Origin of the sequence: Gordonia aquimaris (assembly GCF_026262595.1) — a bacterium.
Classification (GTDB): domain Bacteria; phylum Actinomycetota; class Actinomycetes; order Mycobacteriales; family Mycobacteriaceae; genus Gordonia; species Gordonia tangerina.
The window spans coordinates 75,228-98,404 of the sequence record NZ_JAPKFM010000022.1 but is presented as its reverse complement, the minus strand read 5'-3'; the positions used below and the strand labels follow the sequence as shown (position 1 = coordinate 98,404).

Genomic DNA, 23,177 nt, shown 5'->3' with positions numbered 1-23,177 from the left:
CGCGACGCGGTCGACTCGTCACTCGGTCAGTGCCTGGTGAACGGTACCGACTGAGCATCCGAGTTCGGCGGCAATTTGACGCATCGATAGACCTTCGGCCCGCAGAGCGCGGATCTTCTGGCGTCGCGCCTGGACCCCTGCCAGGTATGTCGTACGTGGCTCTGACGTCCATCTCTGCACCTGACGGAGGGATAGGCCGGCCTGCTCCGCCACGTCGCGGGCAGTTCTTCCGCCCCGAGAAATCCGGTCGTGGTAGGTGATCACCTTAGGACCTCCTGGATAGGCGATCCTGCACGTCGGGCCCGACCGCTCTTACGGCCTCGCGCGGCCTGAATCGTCGAGAAGGTGGCTTCGTAGACGGCCGCGCCGTCGGCCCAGATGCGCGAGCGGGTCACGATCCAGCGGTGGATGCTTGCGGCGATCGCACGGGCCTCACATGGCGGCATCGGGCCGGGGCACGTGTCGGTGATCGGGATTGCCGCGTTGCGACTGGCGACCTCTCTGGTGATCGCGCGGCCGAGGCCGGCCACGTCTCGGGTGCCTACGTAGTATCGGGCCTCTCGATACGCCCAATGCCGCGCCGAATCGAAGATCATGCAGTTGCGACCCAGTGGGGTCGGACTGTCGCGGTAGCGCTTCTGCTGGCGCCAGTTCGCCGGCGGCATCCGGGCGCCGAGCTCGTCGGCCAGGTGTGGCAGCGATCGCAGCTCAGCGTGGAGCCACTCAGTGTCCCAATGCTCGTGTACCGGGTTCTTGGTGATGAGCCCGCTGTAGCCCTTGTCGCCGTCGACGGCGCGGCGCAGCGCCTCGTTTACCGCGGCGGCAAACGCCAGCGGCTTGCGCCGTGCGTACTCGGTGCGGATGACCGGCTCGGCGAGCGCCCAGACCGCATGCGCGTGTCCGTTGGCACGGTTGGACACGATCGCGTTCGGCATGGGGTGCGAGCCTTGCGCGCTAAGTGCGCGCAGCGCGGCATCGGGGTGGTCGATGTCGACGACGAGCAGGTTTGACATCGCCTGCGGGTTGGCCTCGATGTAGCGGCGGCCGAGAGCGGACGTCCGGGACTGCCGGTAGACGCCCTCGAGGAGGTCGTCTGATGCGAGTGGCCACAGCGGCAGCCACAGCTGCCGGAAATCGCCTGTCCAGGCATCATCGCGGGAGTGGCCGCTGCCGACTCTGGTGGCCCCGGAGTCGGTGACTCCGGGGTTGTCGTGTGCGGTCATCAGGCATCGACGACCGCGTAGTCGATGTACAACGGGTGCGGCCATCCGTACGCTGCGCACGCCGCGGCGGCCGACGCCCAGCCAAGCTCGCGCAGTAGACCGTTGTCGCCGAGCAGCACGGCTACCGCAGCCTTTTCGCCACCTGACCAGGCGCCGAAACCCGAGCCGACGCGGCCGTGGTCCCGGTATGCCCGGACCTTGTTGCCACATCGAGGCGACGACAGGTATGCGCTCATTTGGCACCGACCGTTTGCCGCTGCTTAAGCTGGTCGACGAACGCGGCGCTCAGTGTCCGAATCTGTGCGTCGGTGAGTGGAGGCGCTGACGCGACGATGCGCGCCACTGCGGCCTCGACATCCTCACAGCTGGGTTCGGCCGCACGCTCGACGATGAGGCTGTCGAGGTCGTACTTACGGACGCGCCACGACCGACCGATCTTCTGGGCTGTCGCGAGTCGGCCTTCGGCGATGTGGCGGCGGAGAGTAGACCTGGCACCGTAGTGTTCGGCGGCGGCTTCGGAGAGCCAAAGCCAGCGAAAAGGGTCGTCAGGTGGGGTGATGCGGGTATCGGTATCGGCGACAGCGACTGTCGGCTCTACGGACGCGGACATGGGCACGACGGGACTCCTCGGATGAGGAGCGATCACGTCCCCACCGGGGCCGTTCGTCGTGCTTACGTGGTGTCCGTCTGGGTACACCACGTGATCCGGGCCTAGTGCACCGGCGGGCCTCACGGCCGAGCCGCTACCGCCAGTTCATCAGTGCTGTAAGCACTTTCACCGACGCCAGATCACTCAATCATCACGCTGGACCGCTTTTACGCGGGTGCCGGGGCGCACCGCGTGTCCCGGGCCTAGTACACACCGCCAACCTCACGGTCGGCGGGCGCCGCCAGTTCGTCAGTGCTGCAAGCACTTTCACCGCGCCAGGACGCGTCAATCGTCGTGTGATCACGCTCTATGACTACGCTGGCCACTCTAGCCCATAACCACCTGACCTGCCATTCTGCGCTCAGCTGCGCCCAACTTGCGAAACGCCTTCAGCTACGACCGCCAAGCCACGCACACGAGGGCGGGGTCGAATCCCTTCGCTCCGCGCTTCGCTGGCAGGATCGTCACCGTCAGCAGCGCCTGCACGATCGCACGCCGCTGTGCTATGTCCATCGCGCTCCAGGCCAGTGCCACGTCGTCGGCGTCCAGCATCGCCGTGACCGGCGACAGCGTGGACGGCGCGAGGACCCCGTCGATCTCGGCGAGGCGCGACCGCAGTCGTGCGGACTGCTCGCGCACCTGGTCTAGCGGCAGAACCCCGTCGGCCGCGAGAGCGGCCAGCCCGTCGAATCGGGTCTGCAGCGTCCGTCGCTCGAACCTCAGCGCGTCCCGATCGAGGCCGTCGTCCCGCGGAGCGAGTGCCTCGCGCGCGTCCTGCGCGCTAAGGCGTCCAATCACCACCGCCTCGACGAACTGCTCGACGTCCTCGGCGCCGCGCGAAAGGTGTTGGTGCGTCAGGCACTTGTAGAGCCGTCGCGGCTCGAACTCGCGGTACATGCCGTCTTTGCCCGTGTACGGAGACCGCTGGTAGTAGCTCGTGTAGAGCTTGGTCTTCCCGTCGTCACACTTGCCGCAGAGTGCGATCCCGCTCAGCAGGTACTGCGGCTGAGTTCCCCACGCGCGCTTGCGATCGGGGTCGTCCAGCTTCGCCTGCGCAGCCTCCCAAAGGTCGACGGGCACGATCGCCTCAAAGTCGCCGGAGTACTCCTCGTCAGACCCCCACTTCGTCAGCACACCCTTATATTTCGCGTTCCGTAGGAGCGCCCGAATGTTCTCGTTACTCCACTCCCGGTTCCGCGAGGTGGTGAACCCCGCCGCGGCTAGGTCGCGCGCGACGTGCGTGATCCGCTTGCCCATCACGAAGTCCTCGAACGCGCCGCGGACCGCGGCGGCCTCGTCATCGATCTGGGTCACGCCGTCGTCGTCGTACCCCAGGATCTTCGCCCGCACGATGGGCAGGCCCCTGCGTCTCCTGGTCTCGTTGGCGTGCACCGATCGTTCGGACTTCCGCCGAATCTCGAACCGTGCCACCGCGGCCAGCATCGTCGCCCTGAACTCGCCGTCGGCGGTGGTGAGGTCGATCTCGCCGTCCACGGTGGCGACCTTGGCGCCGAGGTCGATCAGCTTTACGAGGTCCTGCAGGGTGCGCAGCAGCCGGTCGAGGTCGCGGGCCACGATGACGTCGAACCGTCCGGCGCCGACGTGCGACAGCATCTCTGACCACCTCGTCGACGTGCCGCGGGATTTCGTCGCGCTCACGCCCTCATCCAGGTACTCCGGCCCGTACGTCCAGCCCCGGGCTTCGCACAGCGCAGCGATGCGCCGCCTCTGAGTCTCGATGGTGAGCGACTCGTCGTCCTGCTCATCCGACTTCGAAACACGGAGATAGACCGCTGCGATCGTCATGGCGGCAGGGTATCAATATGAATGTCACATACTGCTATAGTCGGGTTACTTCGAGCGCTCGCTGAACGCCTACGGTCGCGCCGGTGAACCGTGTCGACGATGCGGGGCCATCATGCGGCGCGAGCAATTCATGAACCGCAGCTCGTACTTCTGTCCGAAGTGTCAACGTAAGCGCTGAGTCTGTCGCCCAGTCGACGAAGTTCAGCGCCCAGTCGACGAGAATCAGAGCCCAGTCAACGAAAAGCAAACGAAAGCGACCATGAGCACCGATCAACACCTGTCCCAGACCGATGGCAGCACTGCACGCCCCCACACCGAACTCTGGGTGGAACGCACCGGAACGCGCCGCTACACCGGGCGCAGTTCTCGCGGCGCCGAGGTGCTGGTCGGTTCCGAGGACGTCGACGGCGTCTTCACCCCCGGCGAGTTGCTCAAGATCGCGCTCGCCGCATGCACCGGCATGTCCTCGGACCGGCCGCTGTCGCGCCGCCTCGGCGATGACTACGACGCCACGGTCCGCGTGAGCGGCGCCGCCGATCGGGAGAACGAGGTGTATCCCGTCCTCGACGAAGTGCTCGAGATCGACCTGTCCGAACTCGACGCCGACGCAGCGCAACGACTACTGGTGGTGGTCGAGCGGGCGGTCGACGCCGTCTGCACGGTCGGCCGCACCATCAAGGCCGGCGCGACGGTCAATCTGAGTATCGAAACGGACTGAGCGCGATGACCGACAACGCCGACGACCTGGTCCGGCTCACCGCACACGTCCACGGACTGGTGCAGGGTGTGGGCTTCCGGTGGTGGACCCGGTCGCGTGCGCTCGAACTCGGTCTGGTCGGTTACGCCGCCAACCTCGCCGACGGCCGCGTCCTCGTGGTCGCCGAGGGCTCCCGCGCCGACACCGAAGCTCTGCTCGCCGCGTTGCGTTCCGGCGACACACCCGGGTCGGTCGACGTCGTGGTGGAACGAGTCGACCCGCCACGCGGTGACCTGCGGGGTTTCGTCGAGAAATAGCTGCGTGCCGACGACTCTGCACAGGGTGCGCGTGCTGGCGCCGCCACCGCGCGATGGTGAGTATTCTGTACCGTCGTGCACCTCAAGAGCCTGACCCTGAAGGGCTTCAAGTCGTTTGCGTCGTCCACGACGCTGCGCTTCGAGCCCGGCATCACCTGCGTGGTGGGCCCCAACGGGTCGGGCAAATCCAACGTCGTCGACGCCCTGACCTGGGTGATGGGCGAGCAAGGTGCCAAGGCCCTGCGCGGCGGCAAGATGGAAGACGTCATCTTCGCCGGCACCTCCGGTCGTCCGCCCCTGGGGCGTGCCGAGGTGACCCTCACCATCGACAACGCCGATGGGGCCCTGCCCATCGAGTACTCCGAGGTGTCGGTCACCCGGCGCATGTTCCGCGACGGCGCGGGTGAATACGAGATCAACGGCAACTCGTGCCGCCTGATGGACGTGCAGGAACTGCTCAGCGACTCCGGTATCGGCCGCGAGATGCACGTCATCGTCGGACAGGGCCGCCTCGCCGCGATCCTCGAGGCCCGGCCCGAGGAGCGTCGAGCGTTCATCGAGGAGGCCGCCGGCGTCCTCAAACACCGCAAACGCAAAGAGAAGGCGGTCCGCAAACTCGATTCGATGCAGGCCAACCTGGCGCGCCTGACCGACCTGACCGGCGAGCTGCGCCGCCAACTCAAGCCATTGGGGCGTCAGGCCGAGGTCGCCCGCCGGGCGCAGACGGTGCAGGCCGACCTGCGTGACGCCCGGTTGCGGTTGGCCGCCGACGACCTGGTGACCCGGCGCACCGAGATGGCCGAACACACCGCGGTGGAGGACGAGGTGCGGGCCCAGCAGGACGAGGTGACCGCATTGCTCGACCGGGCCACCGAGGAACTGGGTGAGCATGAACGTCATCTGGCCGAGGTCGCACCCGCCGCCACGGCGGCCGGTCAGACCTGGTTTCGGTTGTCGGCCCTGGCCGAACGCGTCGACGCCACTTCGCGCGTCGCGGCCGAGCGCACCCGCTACCTCAGCGAACCCGTCGCCACCAGCAGCGGCCCCGATCCCGAGGAACTCGACCGGCAGGCCGAGCAGGCCGCCGCCACGGAGTCCGAGCTCGGTGCGGCGGTGACCGCCGCCGCGGAGTATCTCGAGGCGACGCAGGAGGAACTGGCGCGCCACGAGGAGGCCGCAGCCGAGGCCGAACGCGCCCACATGGCCGCGGTGCGAGCCATCGCCGACCGGCGCGAAGGGCTGGCCCGACTCGAAGGTCAGGTCGACAACCTGCGCACCAGGTCGGAGTCGGTGGATGCCGAGGCGGCCCGATTGACGGCGGCCATCGCCGCGGCCAACGAACGTGCCGAGGCCGCGCAGGCCCGCCAGGACGCCACGGCCACCGTGCTCGGTGAATACGAAGCCGCCGAGCACGGGCTCGATGAACACCACGAACGTTCGGTCACCGCGCTGAATCTGGCCAACGAACGTGTCGCGTCGCTGCAGACCGAGCAGCGCGAGACCGAGCAGCGCATCGCATCGCTCACCGCGCGTATCGAGGCACTCGAACTCGGGTTGGAACGCAACGACGGCGGCGCCTGGCTGCTCGAGCACGCGCCCGACGGCCTGCTCGCGCCGATGTCGGAGCTGCTGACCGTGGACAACGGATACGAGACGGCGATCGCGGGAGCGCTGGGCAACGCGGTCGACGCCATCGCGACCGTGGATGCGCTCGCCGCTGTCAGCGCCCTTGCGGCACTGAAATCCGGCGACGGCGGGCGAGCCTCGCTGATCCTGGGGGGTCTGCCGAGCCAGCGCCCAACCCCCGACATCGAGCTGCCGGCCGGGGCGCGCTGGGCGGCGACGGTCGTGTCGTGTCCGGACTCGATCCGCGGCGCGGTGGAACTGGTGCTGGGGGACACCGTGGTGGTCGCCACCGCAGAGCAGGGCCTCGAGATCGCCCAGCGCCACCGACTGCGCACGGTCACCCGCGACGGCGACCGAATCGGCCCGGGATCGGTGGAAGGCGGGTCGTCGCACCGGCCGTCCACACTCGAGGTGCAGTCGTCGATCGACATCGCCGCCGAGGAATTGGTGGCGGCGCGCCGGCGGTCCGAGGAGATCGAGGCCGCGCTCGACGGCGCACTCGCCGAGCAGGTCACCCGGCGCGAATCCGCTGAGGAGGCGCTCGCGGCATTGCACGAGTCCGACGCCAACGTCGGCGGCACCTACGAGGAGATGGCGCGGCTGGGCCACGAGATCCGGGTCGCCCACGCGGAGGCCGACCGCCTCACCCGGCAACGCACCAAGGCCGAAGAAGGCCGCAGCGAGATGGTCGAGAACCTGCGGCAACTCGAAGAGCGCCTCCGGTATGCCCGCGACGAATCGGAGACCGCGCCGGCCCAGGTGGGGGACGAGGAACCGAGAGCCGCGGCCGCCGAGGCCGTGGCCGCTGCCCGGGCGGCCGAGATGGAATCCCGGCTGCAGCTGCGCACCGCCGAGGAACGGTTGGCCTCGGTGCGCGGACGCGCCGATTCCTTGCGTCGGGCGGCCGTGCGCGAACGCGAGGCGCGGGTGCGGGCCGAACGCCAGGATCGGGCCCGACGTCAGGCAGCAGCCGTCGCCGAGGCCGTCGCGGCCGCGGCGCGCGACGTCTCGGACCGGCTGCAGGTGTCGGTGGCGGCCGCACAGTCCGGCCGGGACGAACTCGAACAGATGCGAATCGAACGCACCGCCGCTGTCGACGACCTGAAAGGCCAGGTCAACGACCTCACCGCGCAGCTGGGCAGCCTCAAGGACGCGGTTCATCGCGACGAGGTGGCCCGCGCGCAGGCGGCGCTGAGGATCGAACAGCTCGAGGAACAGATCCTGGAATCGTTCGCGATCGCACCCGACGATCTCATCGGCGAGTACGGCCCTGAGGTCCCGATGCCTCCGTCCGCCCTCGAGATGCAGGAGTACGAACAAGCCAAGGAACGCGGCGAGTCGGTGGTCGCGCCCGCACCGATGCCCTTCGATCGCAAGGCCCAGGAGGCGCGCGCGAAGAAAGCCCAGAAAGACCTGAACACGCTGGGGAAGGTGAATCCGCTCGCCCTCGAGGAGTTCGCCGCACTCGAAGAGCGCTACAACTTCCTGTCGGCTCAACTCGAGGACGTCAAGGCGGCGCGACGCGACCTGCTCGCGGTGGTCGACGAGGTGGATGCGCGCATCCTGCAGGTGTTCACCGAGGCCTACGCCGATGTGGAACGCGAGTTCACCGAGGTGTTCCGTACCCTGTTCCCCGGCGGTGAGGGACGCCTCGTACTCACCGAACCGGGAGACATGCTGACGACGGGTATCGAAGTGGAAGCACGGCCACCGGGCAAGAAGGTCAAACGTCTGTCGCTGCTGTCCGGCGGCGAGAAGTCGCTGACCGCCGTCGCGATGCTGGTGGCGATCTTTCGCGCCCGGCCCTCGCCCTTCTACGTCATGGACGAGGTGGAGGCGGCCCTCGACGACACCAACCTGCGTCGCCTGATCTCGTTGTTCGAGCAACTGCGCGAGCGCTCGCAGCTGATAGTCATCACCCATCAGAAGCCGACCATGGAGGTCGCCGACGCGCTGTACGGCGTGAGCATGCGTGGCGATGGGATCACCGCGGTGATCTCTCAGCGCCTGCGAGGTGTCGACATCCCGGTGAGTCAACAAACCCAGGCGCCCGGATAGTCGCGGCGTCCACCCGACCGACAACCAACGGAAAGCGAATCGCCAGTGAACACCCCCATCATCATCGGCATCGTCATCGCCGTCATCGTGCTCATCGCGCTCGTCGCGGGCGGGGTGGCGGTGTCGCGACGCCGGCGGATCTCGCTGTCGGACGACACCGGATCGCAGGGTGCGGTCGACGGCACGACCCGTCAGGTCGACAAATCGGGCGGATACAAGGCCGGGTCGGGATTCAGCTTCAGCCAGGGTGGCGCGGGCGGGGTCGGGCTCGCCGAGCCGCCGGAGCCGGCCACGCCCGCAGCGCCCACCGCACCTGCCGAACCGGCCACGCCTGCCGAACCGGCCACACCGGTGCCGCCGACCGAACGGACCGAGGTCGATGGACAGCCGGGCGTCGGTGACGACGCCTCGGTTCCCCGCGATTCCGCGCAGCGTGGCATCCAGGACGTCGCACTGCCCGGTATCGACGACTCGGCTCCCGACGAAGCAGTCGTCGAGGACGCCGCTGTGGAGACCTCCGAGGTGGCGGAAGCACCGGGGGACACCCCCGCGGCGACCGAGTCCACCGAGACTGCCGGGAGCGTCGAGGTTCCCGAGTCCCCGGCGGAACTGTTCGAGGCACCTGCGCCCGATGCCGCCGGCGCGCCCGACACCATCCCCGTCGAGACCGAACCCGACAGCGCGCCCGAGGTGGAGGCGGGGCTCGCGCCCGGCCCGGCCCCGGTCGAGGAGATCGCGCCCACCGCCGGACGCCTCGGACGACTACGTGGCCGGCTCTCGCGGTCGCAAGGCGCCATCGGCAAGAGCATGCTCGGACTGCTCGGTGCCGGCGACCTCGACGAGGACAGCTGGGAGGAGATCGAGGACACGCTGCTGATGGCCGACCTCGGCACCACCGCGACGATGGCCGTCGTCGAGCGTCTGCGCACCGAACTCGCCGCCAACAACGTGCGCACCGCCGACGAGGCGCGCGCGACACTGCGCCGGGTCCTTGTCGACCAGCTCTGGCCCGAACTCGATCGATCGGTGCGGGCGCTGCCGCATGCGGGTGGACCGGCCGTCATCCTCGTCGTCGGGGTCAACGGCACCGGCAAGACCACCACCACCGGCAAACTCGCCCGAGTGCTCGTGGCCGACGGCCGCCGGGTGCTGCTCGGCGCCGCGGACACCTTCCGCGCCGCGGCCGCCGACCAGCTGCAGACCTGGGGTGAGCGGGTCGGTGCCGACGTCGTGCGCGGCAAGGAACAGGCCGATCCGGCGTCGGTGGCCTTCGACGCCGTCGCCAAGGGCATCGACACCGGCGTCGACGTGGTCATGATCGACACCGCCGGTCGACTGCACACCAAGACCGGGCTGATGGACGAACTCGGCAAGGTCAAGCGCGTCGTCGAGAAGAAGGCGCCGGTCGACGAGGTGTTGCTGGTGCTCGACGCGACCGTCGGGCAGAACGGGCTCACCCAAGCCCGGGTATTCGCCGAGGTGGTCGACATCTCGGGCGTGGTGTTGACCAAACTCGACGGCACCGCAAAGGGGGGCATCGTCTTCCACGTCCAGGAGGAGCTCGGTGTGCCGGTGAAACTGGTCGGCCTCGGCGAGGGCGCCGACGACCTCGCGCCGTTCGAGCCGGAGGCCTTCGTCGACGCTTTGCTGTAGTCACAGTCGCGATCCGACAACACAAAAGCGGCGTCGGACATCCTTCGGCGAGGCTGAGAAGCAGCTGAAGCGCGACCAGGGCCGTTACGCGCACGAAATATAAAACGTTCACGGGTTCACACGCCCGAAACCTCAGGGCACCACAGCTGAAACCGTCTGCCGACAGAGTCTCTGTGCAGGCGTCGAGCCGTCGGCGCACTTGAGGGAGGTTTCACAAAGTGGTTTTGGCACTGCCAGAAGAAGTTTTTGGCGAAGTCAACCCCGGTGATACGGCGTGGATGCTCGCCGCAGCGGGTTTGGTGTTGCTGATGACGCCCGGACTCGCCTTTTTCTACGGGGGGCTGGCTCGGGGCAAGTCTGTCCTGAACATGATGATGATGTCGTTCGGCTCGCTGGCCACGGTCAGCGTGGTCTACGTGTTGTGGGGATTCTCGATGTCGTTCTCCGACGGCATCACCGGCAACAGTGACATCGCCGGCATCTTCGCCAATCCGTTCGCGCTGTTCGGTTCCGACCAACTGACGGCCACCGCGGGTACCGAGGACGCGACGACGTACGTGACCGCCGGAATGAGCATCCCGGCCATCGTGTTCCTGGGCTTCCAGCTGACCTTCGCGGTCATCACCGTCGCCCTGATCAGCGGCGCGCTCGCCGAACGCGTGAAGTTCTCGACCTGGCTGATCTTCACCGTGCTCTGGTCGACGATCGTCTACTTCCCGCTCTCGCACATGGTGTGGGGCGGTCTCGTCGGGGGCGGCGGCATCATGGGCGGCGGCGAAGACGGTTTTGCTGCTTGGATGTTCGGCAGCACCGACGGTGAGGCCAACGTGGCGCCGATCGACTTCGCCGGTGGCACCGTGGTTCACATCAACGCCGGTATGGCCGCGTTGGTCCTGGCCCTGATCGTCGGCGCTCGCTCCGGCTTCGGCCGTACCGCCTACCGTCCGCACAACATCCCGTTCGTGATGCTCGGCGCAGCGCTGCTGTGGTTCGGCTGGTTCGGCTTCAACGCCGGTTCGGAACTGGCCGCCGACATGACCGCCGGCCTGGTGTGGGTCAACACGACCGCCGCCACCGCCGCAGCGATCATCGGCTGGCTTGCGGTGGAGATCATCCGCGACAAGCACGCCACCAGCGTGGGCGCCGCGTCCGGTATCGTCGCCGGTCTGGTCGCGATCACCCCGGCCTGTGGCTCGCTGACCCCGGTCGGCTCGCTGATGCTCGGCGTCATCGCCGGTGCACTGGCGGCCCTCGCCATCGGTCTGAAGAACAAGTTCGGCTACGACGACTCGCTCGACGTGGTCGGCGTGCACCTCGTCGCCGGCCTGTGGGGCACCGTCGGTGTGGGCCTGCTCGCCAAGGACGTCGGCCTGTTCTGGGGCGGCGACTACAAGCAGGTCGTCGTGCAGATCGTCATCGCGGCCTTCGCGCTCGTCTTCACCGGTGTCCTCACCACGATCATCGCCCTCGCGCTCAAACCACTCGGCTGGAAGATCGGCCAGGAGGACGAGCACAACGGCATCGACGAGGCAGAACATGCGGAGACGGCCTATGAACTGGCATGAATCCCTGCACTTTCGCCTATACGCTGATTCCTGTGGAGAGGGATAACTGATGAAGCTGATCACCGCAATCGTGAAGCCGTTCACGCTCGAGGACGTCAAAGCAGGACTCGAGCAGGCCGGAATCCTGGGTATGACCGTCAGTGAGGTCCAGGGATACGGCCGCCAGAAGGGCCACACCGAGGTCTATCGCGGCGCCGAGTACTCGGTGGACTTCGTTCCCAAGGTCCGCGTCGAGGTGGTCGTGGACGACGCCGCCGTCGACAAGGTCGTCGACGTGATCGTCGAGGCGGCGCGCACGGGCAAGATCGGGGACGGAAAGGTGTGGGTCTCGCCGGTCGAATCGGTTGTCCGAGTTCGGACCGGGGAGCGCGGCGGCGACGCGCTCTGATCCGGGGCAACCCGCCCCTTTGAAAAAAGACTCACGACCCCGCGTCTGACGACTCAGGCGCGGGGTCGTGTCCATCACGAAGGAAGTGTAAGAACTCCGTGGCAGCAACAGATCTCGCGGCGACCCGTCGGCAACTCCTGCAGTCGGGGCAGGCGGGCAAGCTCGACGCCCCCGGCCTGCGACAGGTGCTTGTCGATCTCCACGAGTTCTGGCTGACCAGCAAGGGAGCCGAGCTCGGTGTGCGCCCACAGAGTGGGTATGCCATCGTCGCCGTCGGCGGACTCGGCCGCGGAGAGCTGTTGCCCTTCTCCGATCTCGATCTGATCCTGCTGCACGACGGAATGCCGCATGACGAGGTCGCCGAGGTGGCCGACGGGCTCTGGTATCCGTTGTGGGACGCCAACATTGCGCTCGACCACAGTGTGCGAACGGTGCCACAGGCGTTGCAGGTGGCGGCCGAAGACGTCAGCGCCGCAATGGGGTTGCTCGAGGCCCGGCACATCGCCGGCGATGAGGACCTGTCCAATCTGTTGATCAGTGGGGTCCGCCAGCAGTGGCGCACCGAGATCCGCGATCGGTTCCCGGCCGTGGTGTCACATGCGCAGGACCGGTGGCGACGAGCCGGTGACATCGCGCACCGCGCGGAGCCCGACCTGAAGAACGGCCGGGGCGGTCTGCGTGATGTGCAACTGCTGGGGGCGCTGGCGATGGCCCAACTCACCGACGGCATGGCCAGTCTGCGCCCGGACTCGCCGGGCGCAGGGCCGCAGGTGGCGTATGCGCGTTTGCTGGACATCCGCACCGAGCTGCACCGCATCGCCGGACGACCGCGCGAACAGGTGCGTGCCCAGGATGCCGACGAGATCGGTGCGGCGCTGCGGATCGGTGACCGTTTCGATCTCGCCCGGGTGATCAGCGATGCCGCCCGCACCATCAGCTACTCCATCGACGTCGGTTTGCGCACCGCGGGTAACGCTTTGCCGCGCCGTGGATTGGCGAAACTACGGCGGTCGCCGATACGACGGCCCCTGGACGAGGGGGTGGTGGAGCACAACGGGGAAATCGTGTTGGCGCGCAACGCGATCCCGAGTAAAGACCCCGGTCTGATCCTGCGTGTCGCGTCGGCATCGGCGCGCACGGGTCTGCCGATCAGCGCGTCGACACTGAGCCGACTGGCCGACTACGCGCCGGAACTGCGTGAACCGTGGCCGGCCGAAGCACTCAGCGATCTGCTGGTGTTGCTCGGTGCCGGACACCACATGGTCGACCCGATCGAGGCCCTCGACCGCACCGGGTTGTGGGGTCGATTGCTGCCCGAATGGGGTGCGGTCCGAGACCTTCCCCCGCGGGATGCGATTCACACCTGGACCGTCGACCGGCATCTGGTGGAGACGGCCGCCCATGCCGGGTCGATGACCACGCGGGTGTCGCGGCCCGATCTGCTGGTGCTCGGTGCGCTACTGCACGACATCGGCAAGGGCCGCGGGGCCGACCACAGCATCGTCGGCGCCGACCTCGCGATCCAGATCGGTAACCGGTTCGGGCTGTGGCCGCAGGATGTCACGGTGCTCTCGGAGATGGTGCGACATCACCTGCTGCTCCCGAGCATCGCCACCCGACGTGATCTGGACGACCCGGCCACCGCCGAATTCGTGGCGGAGACACTCGGATACAACCGGGCGCTGCTCGAATTGCTGTCCGCGTTGGCCGAGGCCGACTCGCTGGCCACCGGCCCCGGTGTGTGGGGGGAGTGGAAGGCGTCGTTGATCAACGACCTCGTTCGTCGGGCGTTTCGCCTCATCGACGGCGACGAACTCGCCCGCCCCGATGCGCTCACCTCCGAACAGCTTGCTCTCGCCGAGGCGGGCGGCTTCTCGGTCGACATCGAGCAGGCCGACGGACCGCACACCTTCCGCATCACGATGGTCGCCCCGGATGCGACGGGCCTGCTGTCGAAGATGGCCGGCGTGTTGAGTCTGAACGGGTTGCGGTCGCACTCGGCGACCGTGCAGAGCCATGCGGGCAGCGCGGTCAACACCTTCGTGGTGGTGCCGCTGTTCGGCAGTCCACCCGAGGCCGGGCTGATCCGTCAACAACTGATGGCGGCGGTGGACGGCAAGATCGATGTGCTGGCCCGTCTCGACGCCCGCGAGACCGAGTCGCCGATCCCGACGATCGGTTCGGTGTCGGCACCGGGCGCCGCGACGTCGGCCGGCAGCACCGATCCGGCCGTCGACGGTGCCGGGCACCCCAAGAACGCGGTGCCCGCATTGTTCGCCGTCGCGCCGCCGCGGGTGCTGTGGGTGCACCACGATGCCGAGGCGACGGGACCCGATCCGGGCCCCGATCCCGGCGAGGTGATCCTCGAGCTGCGCACCGACGACAGACTGGGGTTGTTGAGTCGGGTCAGCTCGGTCATCGAACGCCACGGCGCGCAGGTCCGCTGGGCCAAGGTCACCACGTTGGGCAGCACCGTGGTCGACACGTTCTGCCTGCACCTCGCCGATGACGGCGAAGCCGCCCGCACCGCCCTCGCCGACGACGTGCTCGCCGTGTGCCCACCGCCCCAACCGCGTTCCGACGACGACGGAAACGGTCCCGACGCCTATGGTGGTACCGCCCGGTCCGGGGTGCCCATCAGCTGACGCGCGACAGCCAGGCAAAGAGTCGGGGCCACACCCGGAGTGCCGCATGACGAGCATGGAAGACTAGAAGAATGTTCGATTCGCTTTCCGATCGGTTGGGCAGTGCGCTCAAGGACCTGCGCGGCAAAGGACGGCTGTCCGACGCCGACATCGACCGCACCTGCCGGGAGATCCGGCTGGCGTTGCTGGAGGCCGACGTCTCGCTGCCGGTGGTGCGCGGTTTCATCGCGAAGGTCAAGGAACGTGCCAAGGGCGCGGAGGTGTCCGGAGCGCTGAATCCGGCGCAGCAGGTCGTCAAGATCGTCAACGACGAACTCGTCGGCATCCTCGGTGGGGAGACCCGTCGGATCGAATATGCGAAGAAGCCGCCGACGGTGATCATGCTCGCCGGCCTGCAGGGTGCCGGTAAGACCACGTTGGCCGGCAAGCTCGGCAACTGGCTCAAGAAGCAGGGGCATCAGCCGTTGCTGGTGGCCTGCGACCTGCAGCGGCCCGGGGCGGTCTCGCAGCTGCAGATCGTCGGCGAACGTGCCGGCGTCAAAGTGTTCGCACCGGACCCCGGTACCAGCATCGGACAGACCGGTGAGCTGGGCACGGTCAGTTCCGGTGATCCTGTCGCGGTGGCTCGTGATGGTGTGGCCGAGGCGACGGCGCAGCACTACGACGTGGTCGTCATCGACACCGCAGGTCGACTCGGTATCGACGAGGAGCTGATGCGGCAGGCCTCCGACATCCGGGAGGCCACCGAACCCGACGAGGTCCTGTTCGTCGTCGACGCCATGATCGGTCAGGACGCCGTCAGCACCGCCGAGGCATTCCAGGACGGCGTCGGCTTCACCGGCGTGGTGCTCACCAAACTCGACGGCGACGCCCGCGGCGGTGCGGCGCTGTCGGTGCGCGAGGTCACCGGGCGCCCGATCATGTTCGCGTCATCGGGGGAGAAGCTCGACGACTTCGACGTCTTCCACCCCGACCGGATGGCCAGTCGCATCCTGGGCATGGGCGATGTGCTGTCGCTCATCGAGCAGGCCGAACAGCACTGGGATGCCCAGCAGGCCGAGGCCGCGGCCGCCAAGATCACCCAGGGTGAACTCACCCTCGAGGACTTCCTCGACCAGATGCTGATGATCCGCAAGATGGGGCCGATCGGCAACATCTTTGGCATGTTGCCGGGGGCCGGGCAGATGAAGGACGCGCTCTCACAGGTCGACGACAAGCAGCTCGATCGGGTGCAGGCGATCATCCGCGGTATGACGCCTGCCGAGCGCGACAACCCGAAGATCATCAACGCCTCCCGGCGGCTGCGCATCGCCAATGGCTCCGGCGTCACGGTCAGCGAGGTCAACCAACTCGTGGACCGCTTCTTCGAGGCCCGCAAGATGATGGCGCAGATGTCCGGCCGGATGGGGATGGGCGTCGGTGGCGGCCGTAAGAACAACCGCAAGAAGGGCAAGGGCAAGAAGGGCAAGGGCAAGAGTCGGGGGCCCACGCCGCCGAAGGTGCGGGGTGGATTCCCCGGGATGGCCGGGATGCCCGGGATGCCGGGCGGGTTCCCCGATCTGTCCAACATGCCGGCGGGTCTCGACGAACTGCCGCCGGGGCTCGAAGGCATCGACGTCTCACAGTTCCAGAACCCGAAGAAGAAGTGACGAGGCCGCCGACGTGACCGAAGCCGTGCCCGACCGCGACATTCGTCACTACCGCGGCATCGACCCGTTCACCGATGAACAGATCGACCTGTGGGTCGTCGACGGGTTCATCACCCGGGAGCCGGTGCGCGGCGCCGAGACGGCTGCCGACGGTGGCTGGATCATCCCGGGTCTGGTGGATGCGCACAACCATGTCGGCATCGCACCGGGACTCGGCGTGACCATCGAGCAGGCCCGCCGGTATGCGCATGCCGACGTGCGGGCGGGCACCCTGCTGATCCGCGAGGTCGGTTCCCCGCTGGACACCCATCCGCTCGATGGTGACTCGAGTTGCCCCCGGTTCATCCGGTCCGGCAAGCACATCGCTCGGCCCAAGCGGTACCTGCGCGACTACGGTGTGGACCTCGAGAACCCCGACGATCTGGCCGCCGAGGTCACCCGGCAGGCCCGCGACGGCGACGGCTGGGTCAAGCTGGTCGGCGACTGGATCGACCGGGAGGTCGGCGACCTCGCCCCGCTGTGGACCAGAGCGCAGCTCGACGCCGCCGTCGCCGCGGCCCACGCCGAGGGCGCGCGCATCACGGCGCATGTGTTCGGGGCCGATGCCCTGCCCGATCTGATCGCCGCCGGTGTGGACTGCATCGAGCACGGTACGGGGCTGACCACCGATCTGATGGATGCGATGGTGGAGCGATCGATCGCGTTGGTCCCGACGCTGATCCAGGTGGAGAACTTTCCGGGTATCGCCGACGGCGCGGACCGGTTTCCCACCTACCAGGCCAACATGCGCAAGCTCTACGACAATGCCGGTGCGGTGTTCGCCGCCGCGCGAGAGGCGGGTGTCGCGATGTTCGCGGGCACCGACGCCGGCGGCTTCGTCGAGCACGGTCGGATCGTCGACGAGATCGACGCGATGGCCGCGGTCGGCTTCGGTGCGCGCGATGCGTTGTTCGCGGCATCGGTCGCGCCTCGACGCTGGCTGGGTGCTGGGGTGCTCGAAGAAGGCGACCCGGCCGACTTCCTGGTGCTCGCCGAGGATCCCCGCGTCGACCTGACCACGCTGCGACGGCCCACCGAGATCGTTTGCTCGGGGCTAACTGTCCACTAGCGGTAGCTCACAGTAATCCCAGGTCGCAGCCTTTGGTGTGACGTATTCGTGTGAGGTAATGCACTCGGTGTGGGCTGGTGGCGCTAACTTACCGGCTGGTAAAGTAATCGCTGCGCAGCAGGGTTCGCGACGCCGGAGCCCGCATTCGGTTCGACGGTTCGGGTAACGGTCGGGGGAGGCCGCCGAGTCGACCGAGGTGCGAAAGAGCTCAGCGATCGTTTGCGTGACATGTGGTTACCTTCAGCGGGGTGGGTAACCACATGTCGGACCCCCACCGACAGACTCCACCGCTACCCCGTGAATCGCACCCGTGTCAGTGGTGCGGCTTTGGCCCGTGATTTCCGATCCGGCCCGCTCATCTGGCAGAATTGCACGTCGGTTCGCCGGAACCGGTTACGTACCGACCGGCGGTCACACCGAAACAGAACGCAAAACCGGGTCCGTCGCTCCGGGCGGGCCGCTGAATTGCGCAGTGACCACTGAAAGAGAAGACATGGCTGTCAAGATCAAGCTCACGCGGCTCGGCAAGATCCGCAACCCGCAATACCGCATCGTCGTCGCCGACTCTCGGACCCGCCGCAACGGCCGGGCGATCGAGACCATCGGCAAGTACCACCCGAAGGAAGAGCCGAGCCTGATCGAGGTCGACTCCGAGCGCGCCCAGTACTGGCTCGGCGTCGGCGCCCAGCCGACCGAACCGGTCGAGGCCATCCTCAAGGTCACCGGTGATTGGCAGAAGTTCAAGGGCCTGCCGGGCGCCGAGGGCACCCTGAAGACCAAGGAGCCGAAGGCGTCGAAGCTGGATCTGTTCAACGCTGCGCTCGCCGCCGCGGACAGCGAGCCGGTCGCCGATGCCACCACTCCCAAGAAGAAGGCCGCCAAGAAGGCCGACGCCGACACCGCGGCCGCAGAGGCGCGCCCGGCCGAGGCGCCTGCCGACCAGGTCCCGGCCGCTCAGGGTGACGCGTGAGCGCTGTCGTCGCCGACGCGGTCGAGCATCTCGTCCGTGGCATCGTTGCCAACCCTGACGACGTCCGTGTCGAAATGATCACCGGGCGTCGTGGCCGGCTGGTCGAGGTACACGTCAATCCCGAGGATCTCGGCAAGGTGATCGGCCGCAATGGTCGCACCGCTACCGCCCTGCGCACTCTCGTCGGCGGCATCGGTGGCCGCGGGATGCGTGTGGACATCGTCGACACCGACCGCTGATCGACACTTCTGCGCGATGGATCTCGTGATCGGCCGCGTGGCCAAATCGCACGGAGTGCGCGGCGAGATCGTCGTCGACATCCGCACCGATGATCCGACGGCACGATTCGGGCCCGGCACTGTTCTGCGTGGACTGCTGCCGCGCGGGGGTGGCGAGCAGAATTTCACCGTGACAGCCGCCCGGCACCATGCCGGGCGGCTGTTGCTGTCGGTGGCGGAGGCATCCGACCGCACTGCTTCCGATGCGCTGCGCGGGGTGCTGTTCGTGATCGACAGTTCCGAGGTCGATTCCGGGGATGATCCCGATGAGTTCTACGACCACGAGATCGAGGGCTTGCCCGTCACGACCGTCGACGGCGTCGAGGTCGGTGTGCTCGCCTCCGTCCTGCACCTGCCGGGCAGCGATGTGCTAGCCGTGCGGACTCCGGACGATCGCGAGGTGCTGGTGCCCTTCGTCCGCGAGATCGTGCCGTCGGTGACGACGGACGGCATCACGATCGATCCGCCGCCGGGCCTGATCGACCACCCCGAAGGATGACGATGCGGATCGACGTCGTCTCCATTTTCCCCGACTACCTCGACCCGTTGCGCGTTGCGCTACTGGGCAAGGCCATCGAGGCCGGCCGTATCAGTGTCGATGTGCACGACCTGCGTGAATGGACCCACGACGTCCACCGCAGTGTCGACGATTCGCCGTACGGCGGCGGTCCCGGCATGGTGATGAAGCCGCAGGTGTGGGGACCGTGTCTCGACGACGTGTGCCCCGACGCCGCGCTGCTGGTGGTGCCGACACCGGCCGGCGTGCCCTTCACCCAGGACACGGCCGAGCGTTGGAGTCGCGAACGCCACCTCGTGTTCGCCTGCGGGCGCTACGAGGGTATCGACCAACGGGTCTTTGCCGACGCGGCCCGCCGGGTGCGCGTCGAAGAGGTGTCGCTGGGGGATTTCGTTCTGATCGGCGGTGAGGTGGCGGCCATGGCGATGATCGAGGCCACCGTCCGGCTGCTCGACGGAGTGCTGGGCAATCCTCGTTCGCACCAAGAGGATTCGTTTTCCGACGGTCTACTCGAAGGCCCGAGCTACACCCGACCGGTGTCGTGGCGTGGCCTGGATGTCCCAGAGGTGCTGCTCAGCGGGGACCACGCCAAAGTGGCGGCGTGGCGTCGCGAACAGGCGCTCGAACGGACCCGGGAACGGCGTCCCGACCTGCTGCCCGCCGACGACTCGACCGACGGCCGGTGAGGCGCCGGACGGTCGACACACGGCGCTGACTGCGACGGCGGTTCTCGCCCCGTCGATGCTGCCGATACGATCGATCGCACCGGGGAGGGGGCTCATGTCTGATCGATGGTCGGCCATGCTCGACGAACTCGAACGTCAGCGTGCCGAGTTGAGCCGTGTGAGCGAGGCGGTCGCACGGGTGACGGCGCACGCGACGAGCGCCGACAAGTTGGTGTCGGTCACCGTCGACGCCCGCGGGCTGTTGGTGGATCTGAGCATCGATCCGCGCGCCATGCGTCGGTACCGGGCCGAGCAATTGTCGGCGCAGATCACCTCGCTCGTCAGTGAGGCCGACCAGCGTCTGCACGATCAGCGGAACCAGATCCTGTCCGCGGCCGTCCAACCATCACCGGGCTATGCCGAGATCGGCGAGGATCGTCGGCGAGGAATGCGACAGACGGGGGAGCAGACATGACCGAGGCAGCAGACATGACCGAGGCAACGGCCGCGGGATCCGGCGGTAACCGGCTTCACGCCGACCTCACGGAGCTGACCGAGTTGGCCGAGCAGGTGGGCGCTGTCCACCGGGACGTCGACCGTCTGCTGGATGAGCTCGATGCGGTGCTCGGGGATGCCGATGCCGCGATCGGCGTCGACGAGGGCGCACGGGCGTTTCGCTCCGGCTTCGCACCGCGGGCCCACGAGATCCGGGGGGCGGCCGAATCGGCGGCCGCCGAGCTGGAACGTCACCGAAATCTGATCCGCCGCGGCATCGGTGAACTCGACGCCGCCGATCACGATGTCGCGCTGAGGCTCACCAAGGAATCCCGGTGACCGTCGGGGTCGTAGCGCTCCCGGTACCGCCGGAGATCCGGGCGCTGGCCGACGAACTCGCCCCCGGTCGGTGGCCTACCGCCGACGTGGCGACGCTGTACGAGTCCGCAGCACGCTGCCGCCGGTTGGCAACCCGGCTCGCCGCCGTCGTGGCCGAACTGGATGCAGCCCATCGGCGAGGCTCGGGCGGGTCCGGACAGTTCCGGGAAGGGCTCGACGCGGGGTATCGGGACATCGTGGCCTCCTCGGACTCCGCGCTCGCCCGCACCGCCGAGCGCCTGCAGTCTGCCGCCGACTCGCTGGAGCGTTACGCGGCAGCCACGGTCACCACGCACAACGACATGACGGTGATCGCATCGGTCGCCGATCGTGAACGGTTGCGCGGGGACCTGATGGCGTCACTCGGCGACGATTCCGCGCGAGTGGTGGCGGCCGGTGCCGGGCGGATGGCGCTGACCGCGGCGGGCGACGATTACACCGACCAGGCGACCGATGCCGGCCGTCACGGTGGGGATCACCCGCCCGCCGCCACCAGCGGCATGATGCCGTTCTCCGCGCTGGGGCCGATCGCCGCCGGGGCCGGGGTGCTCGCGGGGTCACACGCCGCCGCGGCCGGCGCCGAGTCCTCGGAGATGAGCGTGACCGATGCCGAATGGTTGCAGCGACGCGCAGCGGCACTGCAATCGGCGCTACCGGCGTCGGTGACCGGTTCGGTTCGGATGGCGGTCGGCGTCGGCCGCGGTCCCGACGGAGCCCGCACACTCGTCGTCGGTACTGACGAGTGCTATCCCTACGAGCGCGACGGAGTCGGCATCGGCGCGGCCGAGACTTTGGTCGGTGACGGTCAGGCCGCCGAGCTCGCCATCGTCGACCACATGGCCCGCCACGGCATCCGGTGCCAGGCGATCGCCGCCGCGACCCCCATGGATGCTGCGACCGTGGCGTCCCTGGCCGACACGGACACCCAACTGTTCGCACCAGACGCGCATGGCTCCGACGACGTCGGATCGGACTTCGCCGACGATTCGCAGCTGGACCAACCGTGAGTCACCGCGTCGACCGCCTGGACGCGGGACTTGCCGACCTGGTGGATCGCGTCGGAGCCGACGACCTCTCACCGTGCTTGTATTCTCTGGCCATCACGGTGATGTCGGCCGTCGATACGGGCGACGACACCGAGGTGACCGCGGCTCTCACCGAACTCAAGGAACGCGGGTCGGTGGCGCCGAGCAGTGCGCTCCAGATCAACAGCCTGCTCTCGCAGTACGAGCAACGTGCCTTCGCCGCACGGCGGCGAGGGGACCAGGCGGCGCGGGAGCGAGCGTTCTTCCAGGCGCGGGCGCTCAACTGCGTCGCGCACGTGATCGGTGCGGATCGGGGTGGTCGACCCGCTCGTGATCGGCTGCGCGATGCCACCTACGAGGCGGCTGTGGCCTGCCGCGGTCCGGCCGCCGTGCGCAGCGTGCTGATCCGCTATGCGGGCTAGCCTGGGCATGTGCACGATTGGCTCACCCGAGGGGCCTCGGACTGGCTGAACCACGACATCATCGATCGTGGGCGGCTGCCCCTGCTGGTGTTCTTCTTCGGGCTGATCGTCGGGTTCGTGGGGATTCGGATCAGTGTTCGCCTGATCCGCGCCGACGTGCGGTGGTGGTTCTCGAACGTGACCGCCGGCGATACCCACATCCATCACATGGTGTTCGGTGTGGTGCTGACATTGCTGTCGGGGCTCGGACTGATCGCGTTCGCAGTCAGTGGCGATCAAGCGGTGATGACGGTGTTGGCGGGGCTGTTCGGTGTCGGCGCCGCCCTGATCCTCGACGAGTTCGCACTGATCTTTTATCTGCGCGATGTGTACTGGTCACACGAGGGACGCACATCGGTCGACGCGGTCTTCATCGCGCTGGCCGCGACCGGCATGATCCTGCTGGGCTTCCGGCCCTTGGATCTCTATTTCGATGCTCTCGATGATCTGCGGGTCGGTCGAACCGCCGTCGTCGACGTCGCGGCGGCCACGCTGAATCTCGCGTTGGCGGCGCTCGTCGTTCTCAAGGGAAAGGTGTGGACCGGGGTCATCGGAGTGTTCGCCTGGCCGCTGCTGATCGTCGGGGTGTTGCGCCTGGCGCGACCGACCTCGCCGTGGGCGCGTTGGCGGTATCTGTCCCGGCCCCGCAAGCTCGAGCGAGCCATTGCCCGCGAACGCACCTTGCGCCGACCGTTTGTCCGAGCCAAGATCCTGGTGCAGGATCTCATCGCCGGCACGCCCGATGTGCTGCCACACGTGCGCGCGGCCACCGAAGACCGGTTGAATCAGACAGTTCATCCGGCACCGCCGCCACCGGCGATTTCGCCCCACCGGGGTATCTCTGGCACAATAGTCGGGTTGCCTGGAGACGATGTCTCGACTCGGAGGAGAGCTCCGGACGGACCTGATCCGGGCGCACCCAACGACTCGGAGCACGAACCGGTCGAACCTCACAGATGATTCCCGACCTGTCGGGGGTACATGTGCGGGGCCGCCAGGTTCCT

23 protein-coding genes and 1 pseudogene are annotated in these 23,177 nt (G+C 67.9%); 19 read left to right on the top strand and 5 right to left on the bottom strand.

Translation table 11 applies throughout. The features are described from left to right. Positions 1 to 18: 18 nt before the first annotated feature. The 5 genes from OSB52_RS25190 to OSB52_RS18600 form a co-directional block, all read right to left on the bottom strand. Positions 19 to 180 carry a helix-turn-helix domain-containing protein gene (locus OSB52_RS25190; RefSeq protein ID WP_226514210.1) on the bottom strand — a complete coding sequence of 54 codons (162 nt, stop codon included), beginning with the start codon at positions 178 to 180 and terminating at the stop codon, positions 19 to 21. 80 nt (positions 181 to 260) lie between these two features. Further along, positions 261 to 1,223, bottom strand: a complete 963-nt coding sequence (locus OSB52_RS18615; protein WP_266063044.1) for a replication initiation protein — start codon at positions 1,221 to 1,223, stop codon at positions 261 to 263. Further along, a complete protein-coding gene (locus tag OSB52_RS18610) occupies positions 1,223 to 1,459 on the bottom strand; it encodes a hypothetical protein (protein ID WP_240862571.1) in 237 nt (78 codons plus the stop codon). Before OSB52_RS18610 ends, OSB52_RS18615 begins: the two co-directional genes overlap by 1 nt. Next, positions 1,456 to 1,833, bottom strand: a complete 378-nt coding sequence (locus tag OSB52_RS18605; RefSeq protein WP_266063043.1) for a helix-turn-helix transcriptional regulator — start codon at positions 1,831 to 1,833, stop codon at positions 1,456 to 1,458. The genes OSB52_RS18610 and OSB52_RS18605 overlap by 4 nt, the downstream gene beginning before the upstream one ends. A 432-nt stretch (positions 1,834 to 2,265) precedes the next feature. Beyond that, on the bottom strand, positions 2,266 to 3,678 hold the full coding sequence (locus tag OSB52_RS18600; protein WP_266063042.1) for a recombinase family protein: 1,413 nt from the start codon (positions 3,676 to 3,678) through the stop codon (positions 2,266 to 2,268). A 40-nt stretch (positions 3,679 to 3,718) separates the two neighbouring features. Between OSB52_RS18600 and OSB52_RS18595 the strand changes: the two are divergent. The 19 genes and pseudogenes from OSB52_RS18595 to OSB52_RS18505 form a co-directional block, all read left to right on the top strand. Continuing rightward, positions 3,719 to 3,856: pseudogene (locus tag OSB52_RS18595) on the top strand (zinc finger domain-containing protein); the annotation flags it as partial. An 81-nt stretch (positions 3,857 to 3,937) separates the two neighbouring features. Further along, positions 3,938 to 4,396 (top strand): OsmC family protein, encoded by a 459-nt coding sequence (locus OSB52_RS18590; protein WP_235722302.1) that lies wholly within the window; start codon positions 3,938 to 3,940, stop codon positions 4,394 to 4,396. 5 nt (positions 4,397 to 4,401) lie between these two features. Then, entirely contained in the window at positions 4,402 to 4,692 is a 291-nt protein-coding gene (locus tag OSB52_RS18585; RefSeq protein WP_235722301.1) for an acylphosphatase, read from the top strand. Positions 4,693 to 4,767: 75 nt separating this feature from the next. Next, a complete protein-coding gene (gene smc / locus OSB52_RS18580) occupies positions 4,768 to 8,376 on the top strand; it encodes a chromosome segregation protein SMC (protein ID WP_235722300.1) in 3,609 nt (1,202 codons plus the stop codon). 45 nt (positions 8,377 to 8,421) lie between these two features. Continuing rightward, positions 8,422 to 10,029 carry a signal recognition particle-docking protein FtsY gene (ftsY, locus tag OSB52_RS18575; protein ID WP_235722299.1) on the top strand — a complete coding sequence of 536 codons (1,608 nt, stop codon included), beginning with the start codon at positions 8,422 to 8,424 and terminating at the stop codon, positions 10,027 to 10,029. A gap of 218 nt (positions 10,030 to 10,247) precedes the next feature. Then, the gene (locus OSB52_RS18570) at positions 10,248 to 11,594 is read left to right on the top strand and encodes an ammonium transporter (RefSeq protein WP_266063040.1); all 1,347 of its coding nucleotides are present in this window, start codon (positions 10,248 to 10,250) and stop codon (positions 11,592 to 11,594) included. A gap of 49 nt (positions 11,595 to 11,643) precedes the next feature. Next, complete coding sequence (locus OSB52_RS18565) at positions 11,644 to 11,982, top strand: P-II family nitrogen regulator (protein ID WP_004572306.1); 339 nt, start codon at positions 11,644 to 11,646, stop codon at positions 11,980 to 11,982. Between the two features lie 98 nt (positions 11,983 to 12,080). After that, positions 12,081 to 14,627: a [protein-PII] uridylyltransferase gene (locus OSB52_RS18560; protein ID WP_266063039.1), complete on the top strand. Its 2,547-nt coding sequence runs from the start codon at positions 12,081 to 12,083 to the stop codon at positions 14,625 to 14,627. Between the two features lie 71 nt (positions 14,628 to 14,698). Beyond that, on the top strand, positions 14,699 to 16,276 hold the full coding sequence (gene ffh, locus OSB52_RS18555) for a signal recognition particle protein (RefSeq protein ID WP_266063038.1): 1,578 nt from the start codon (positions 14,699 to 14,701) through the stop codon (positions 16,274 to 16,276). Between the two features lie 13 nt (positions 16,277 to 16,289). Further along, positions 16,290 to 17,384, top strand: a complete 1,095-nt coding sequence (locus OSB52_RS18550; protein ID WP_266063037.1) for an amidohydrolase family protein — start codon at positions 16,290 to 16,292, stop codon at positions 17,382 to 17,384. Positions 17,385 to 17,877: 493 nt separating this feature from the next. Beyond that, complete coding sequence (gene rpsP, locus OSB52_RS18545) at positions 17,878 to 18,354, top strand: 30S ribosomal protein S16 (protein ID WP_266063036.1); 477 nt, start codon at positions 17,878 to 17,880, stop codon at positions 18,352 to 18,354. Then, the gene (locus OSB52_RS18540) at positions 18,351 to 18,593 is read left to right on the top strand and encodes an RNA-binding protein (protein ID WP_235722293.1); all 243 of its coding nucleotides are present in this window, start codon (positions 18,351 to 18,353) and stop codon (positions 18,591 to 18,593) included. The genes rpsP and OSB52_RS18540 overlap by 4 nt, the downstream gene beginning before the upstream one ends. 16 nt (positions 18,594 to 18,609) lie before the next feature. After that, on the top strand, positions 18,610 to 19,131 hold the full coding sequence (gene rimM / locus OSB52_RS18535; protein WP_266063035.1) for a ribosome maturation factor RimM: 522 nt from the start codon (positions 18,610 to 18,612) through the stop codon (positions 19,129 to 19,131). Between the two features lie 2 nt (positions 19,132 to 19,133). Then, positions 19,134 to 19,835, top strand: coding sequence for a tRNA (guanosine(37)-N1)-methyltransferase TrmD (trmD, locus tag OSB52_RS18530; protein WP_266063034.1), 702 nt, complete (start codon positions 19,134 to 19,136; stop codon positions 19,833 to 19,835). A 94-nt stretch (positions 19,836 to 19,929) separates the two neighbouring features. Beyond that, the gene (locus tag OSB52_RS18525; protein WP_266063033.1) at positions 19,930 to 20,289 is read left to right on the top strand and encodes a YbaB/EbfC family nucleoid-associated protein; all 360 of its coding nucleotides are present in this window, start codon (positions 19,930 to 19,932) and stop codon (positions 20,287 to 20,289) included. Then, the gene (locus tag OSB52_RS18520) at positions 20,286 to 20,648 is read left to right on the top strand and encodes a hypothetical protein (RefSeq protein ID WP_266063031.1); all 363 of its coding nucleotides are present in this window, start codon (positions 20,286 to 20,288) and stop codon (positions 20,646 to 20,648) included. The genes OSB52_RS18525 and OSB52_RS18520 overlap by 4 nt, the downstream gene beginning before the upstream one ends. Next, positions 20,645 to 21,694 carry a hypothetical protein gene (locus OSB52_RS18515; RefSeq protein ID WP_235722288.1) on the top strand — a complete coding sequence of 350 codons (1,050 nt, stop codon included), beginning with the start codon at positions 20,645 to 20,647 and terminating at the stop codon, positions 21,692 to 21,694. Before OSB52_RS18520 ends, OSB52_RS18515 begins: the two co-directional genes overlap by 4 nt. Further along, entirely contained in the window at positions 21,691 to 22,134 is a 444-nt protein-coding gene (locus OSB52_RS18510) for a hypothetical protein (RefSeq protein ID WP_235722287.1), read from the top strand. The genes OSB52_RS18515 and OSB52_RS18510 overlap by 4 nt, the downstream gene beginning before the upstream one ends. A gap of 9 nt (positions 22,135 to 22,143) precedes the next feature. Beyond that, complete coding sequence (locus OSB52_RS18505) at positions 22,144 to 23,133, top strand: hypothetical protein (protein WP_266063030.1); 990 nt, start codon at positions 22,144 to 22,146, stop codon at positions 23,131 to 23,133. The last annotated feature ends 44 nt before the right edge of the window (positions 23,134 to 23,177 follow it).

Bases quoted from the DNA above. Each gene is read 5' to 3' on its own strand.
- OSB52_RS18615 (WP_266063044.1), bottom strand. From the start codon at position 1,223: ATGACCGCACACGACAACCCCGGAGTCACCGACTCCGGGGCCACCAGA.
- OSB52_RS18610 (WP_240862571.1), bottom strand. From the start codon at position 1,459: ATGAGCGCATACCTGTCGTCGCCTCGATGTGGCAACAAGGTCCGGGCA.
- OSB52_RS18605 (WP_266063043.1), bottom strand. From the start codon at position 1,833: ATGTCCGCGTCCGTAGAGCCGACAGTCGCTGTCGCCGATACCGATACC.
- OSB52_RS18600 (WP_266063042.1), bottom strand. From the start codon at position 3,678: ATGACGATCGCAGCGGTCTATCTCCGTGTTTCGAAGTCGGATGAGCAG.
- OSB52_RS18590 (WP_235722302.1), top strand. From the start codon at position 3,938: ATGAGCACCGATCAACACCTGTCCCAGACCGATGGCAGCACTGCACGC.
- OSB52_RS18585 (WP_235722301.1), top strand. From the start codon at position 4,402: ATGACCGACAACGCCGACGACCTGGTCCGGCTCACCGCACACGTCCAC.
- OSB52_RS18565 (WP_004572306.1), top strand. From the start codon at position 11,644: ATGAAGCTGATCACCGCAATCGTGAAGCCGTTCACGCTCGAGGACGTC.
- ffh (WP_266063038.1), top strand. From the start codon at position 14,699: ATGTTCGATTCGCTTTCCGATCGGTTGGGCAGTGCGCTCAAGGACCTG.
- rpsP (WP_266063036.1), top strand. From the start codon at position 17,878: ATGGCTGTCAAGATCAAGCTCACGCGGCTCGGCAAGATCCGCAACCCG.
- rimM (WP_266063035.1), top strand. From the start codon at position 18,610: ATGGATCTCGTGATCGGCCGCGTGGCCAAATCGCACGGAGTGCGCGGC.
- trmD (WP_266063034.1), top strand. From the start codon at position 19,134: ATGCGGATCGACGTCGTCTCCATTTTCCCCGACTACCTCGACCCGTTG.
- OSB52_RS18525 (WP_266063033.1), top strand. From the start codon at position 19,930: ATGTCTGATCGATGGTCGGCCATGCTCGACGAACTCGAACGTCAGCGT.
- OSB52_RS18520 (WP_266063031.1), top strand. From the start codon at position 20,286: ATGACCGAGGCAGCAGACATGACCGAGGCAACGGCCGCGGGATCCGGC.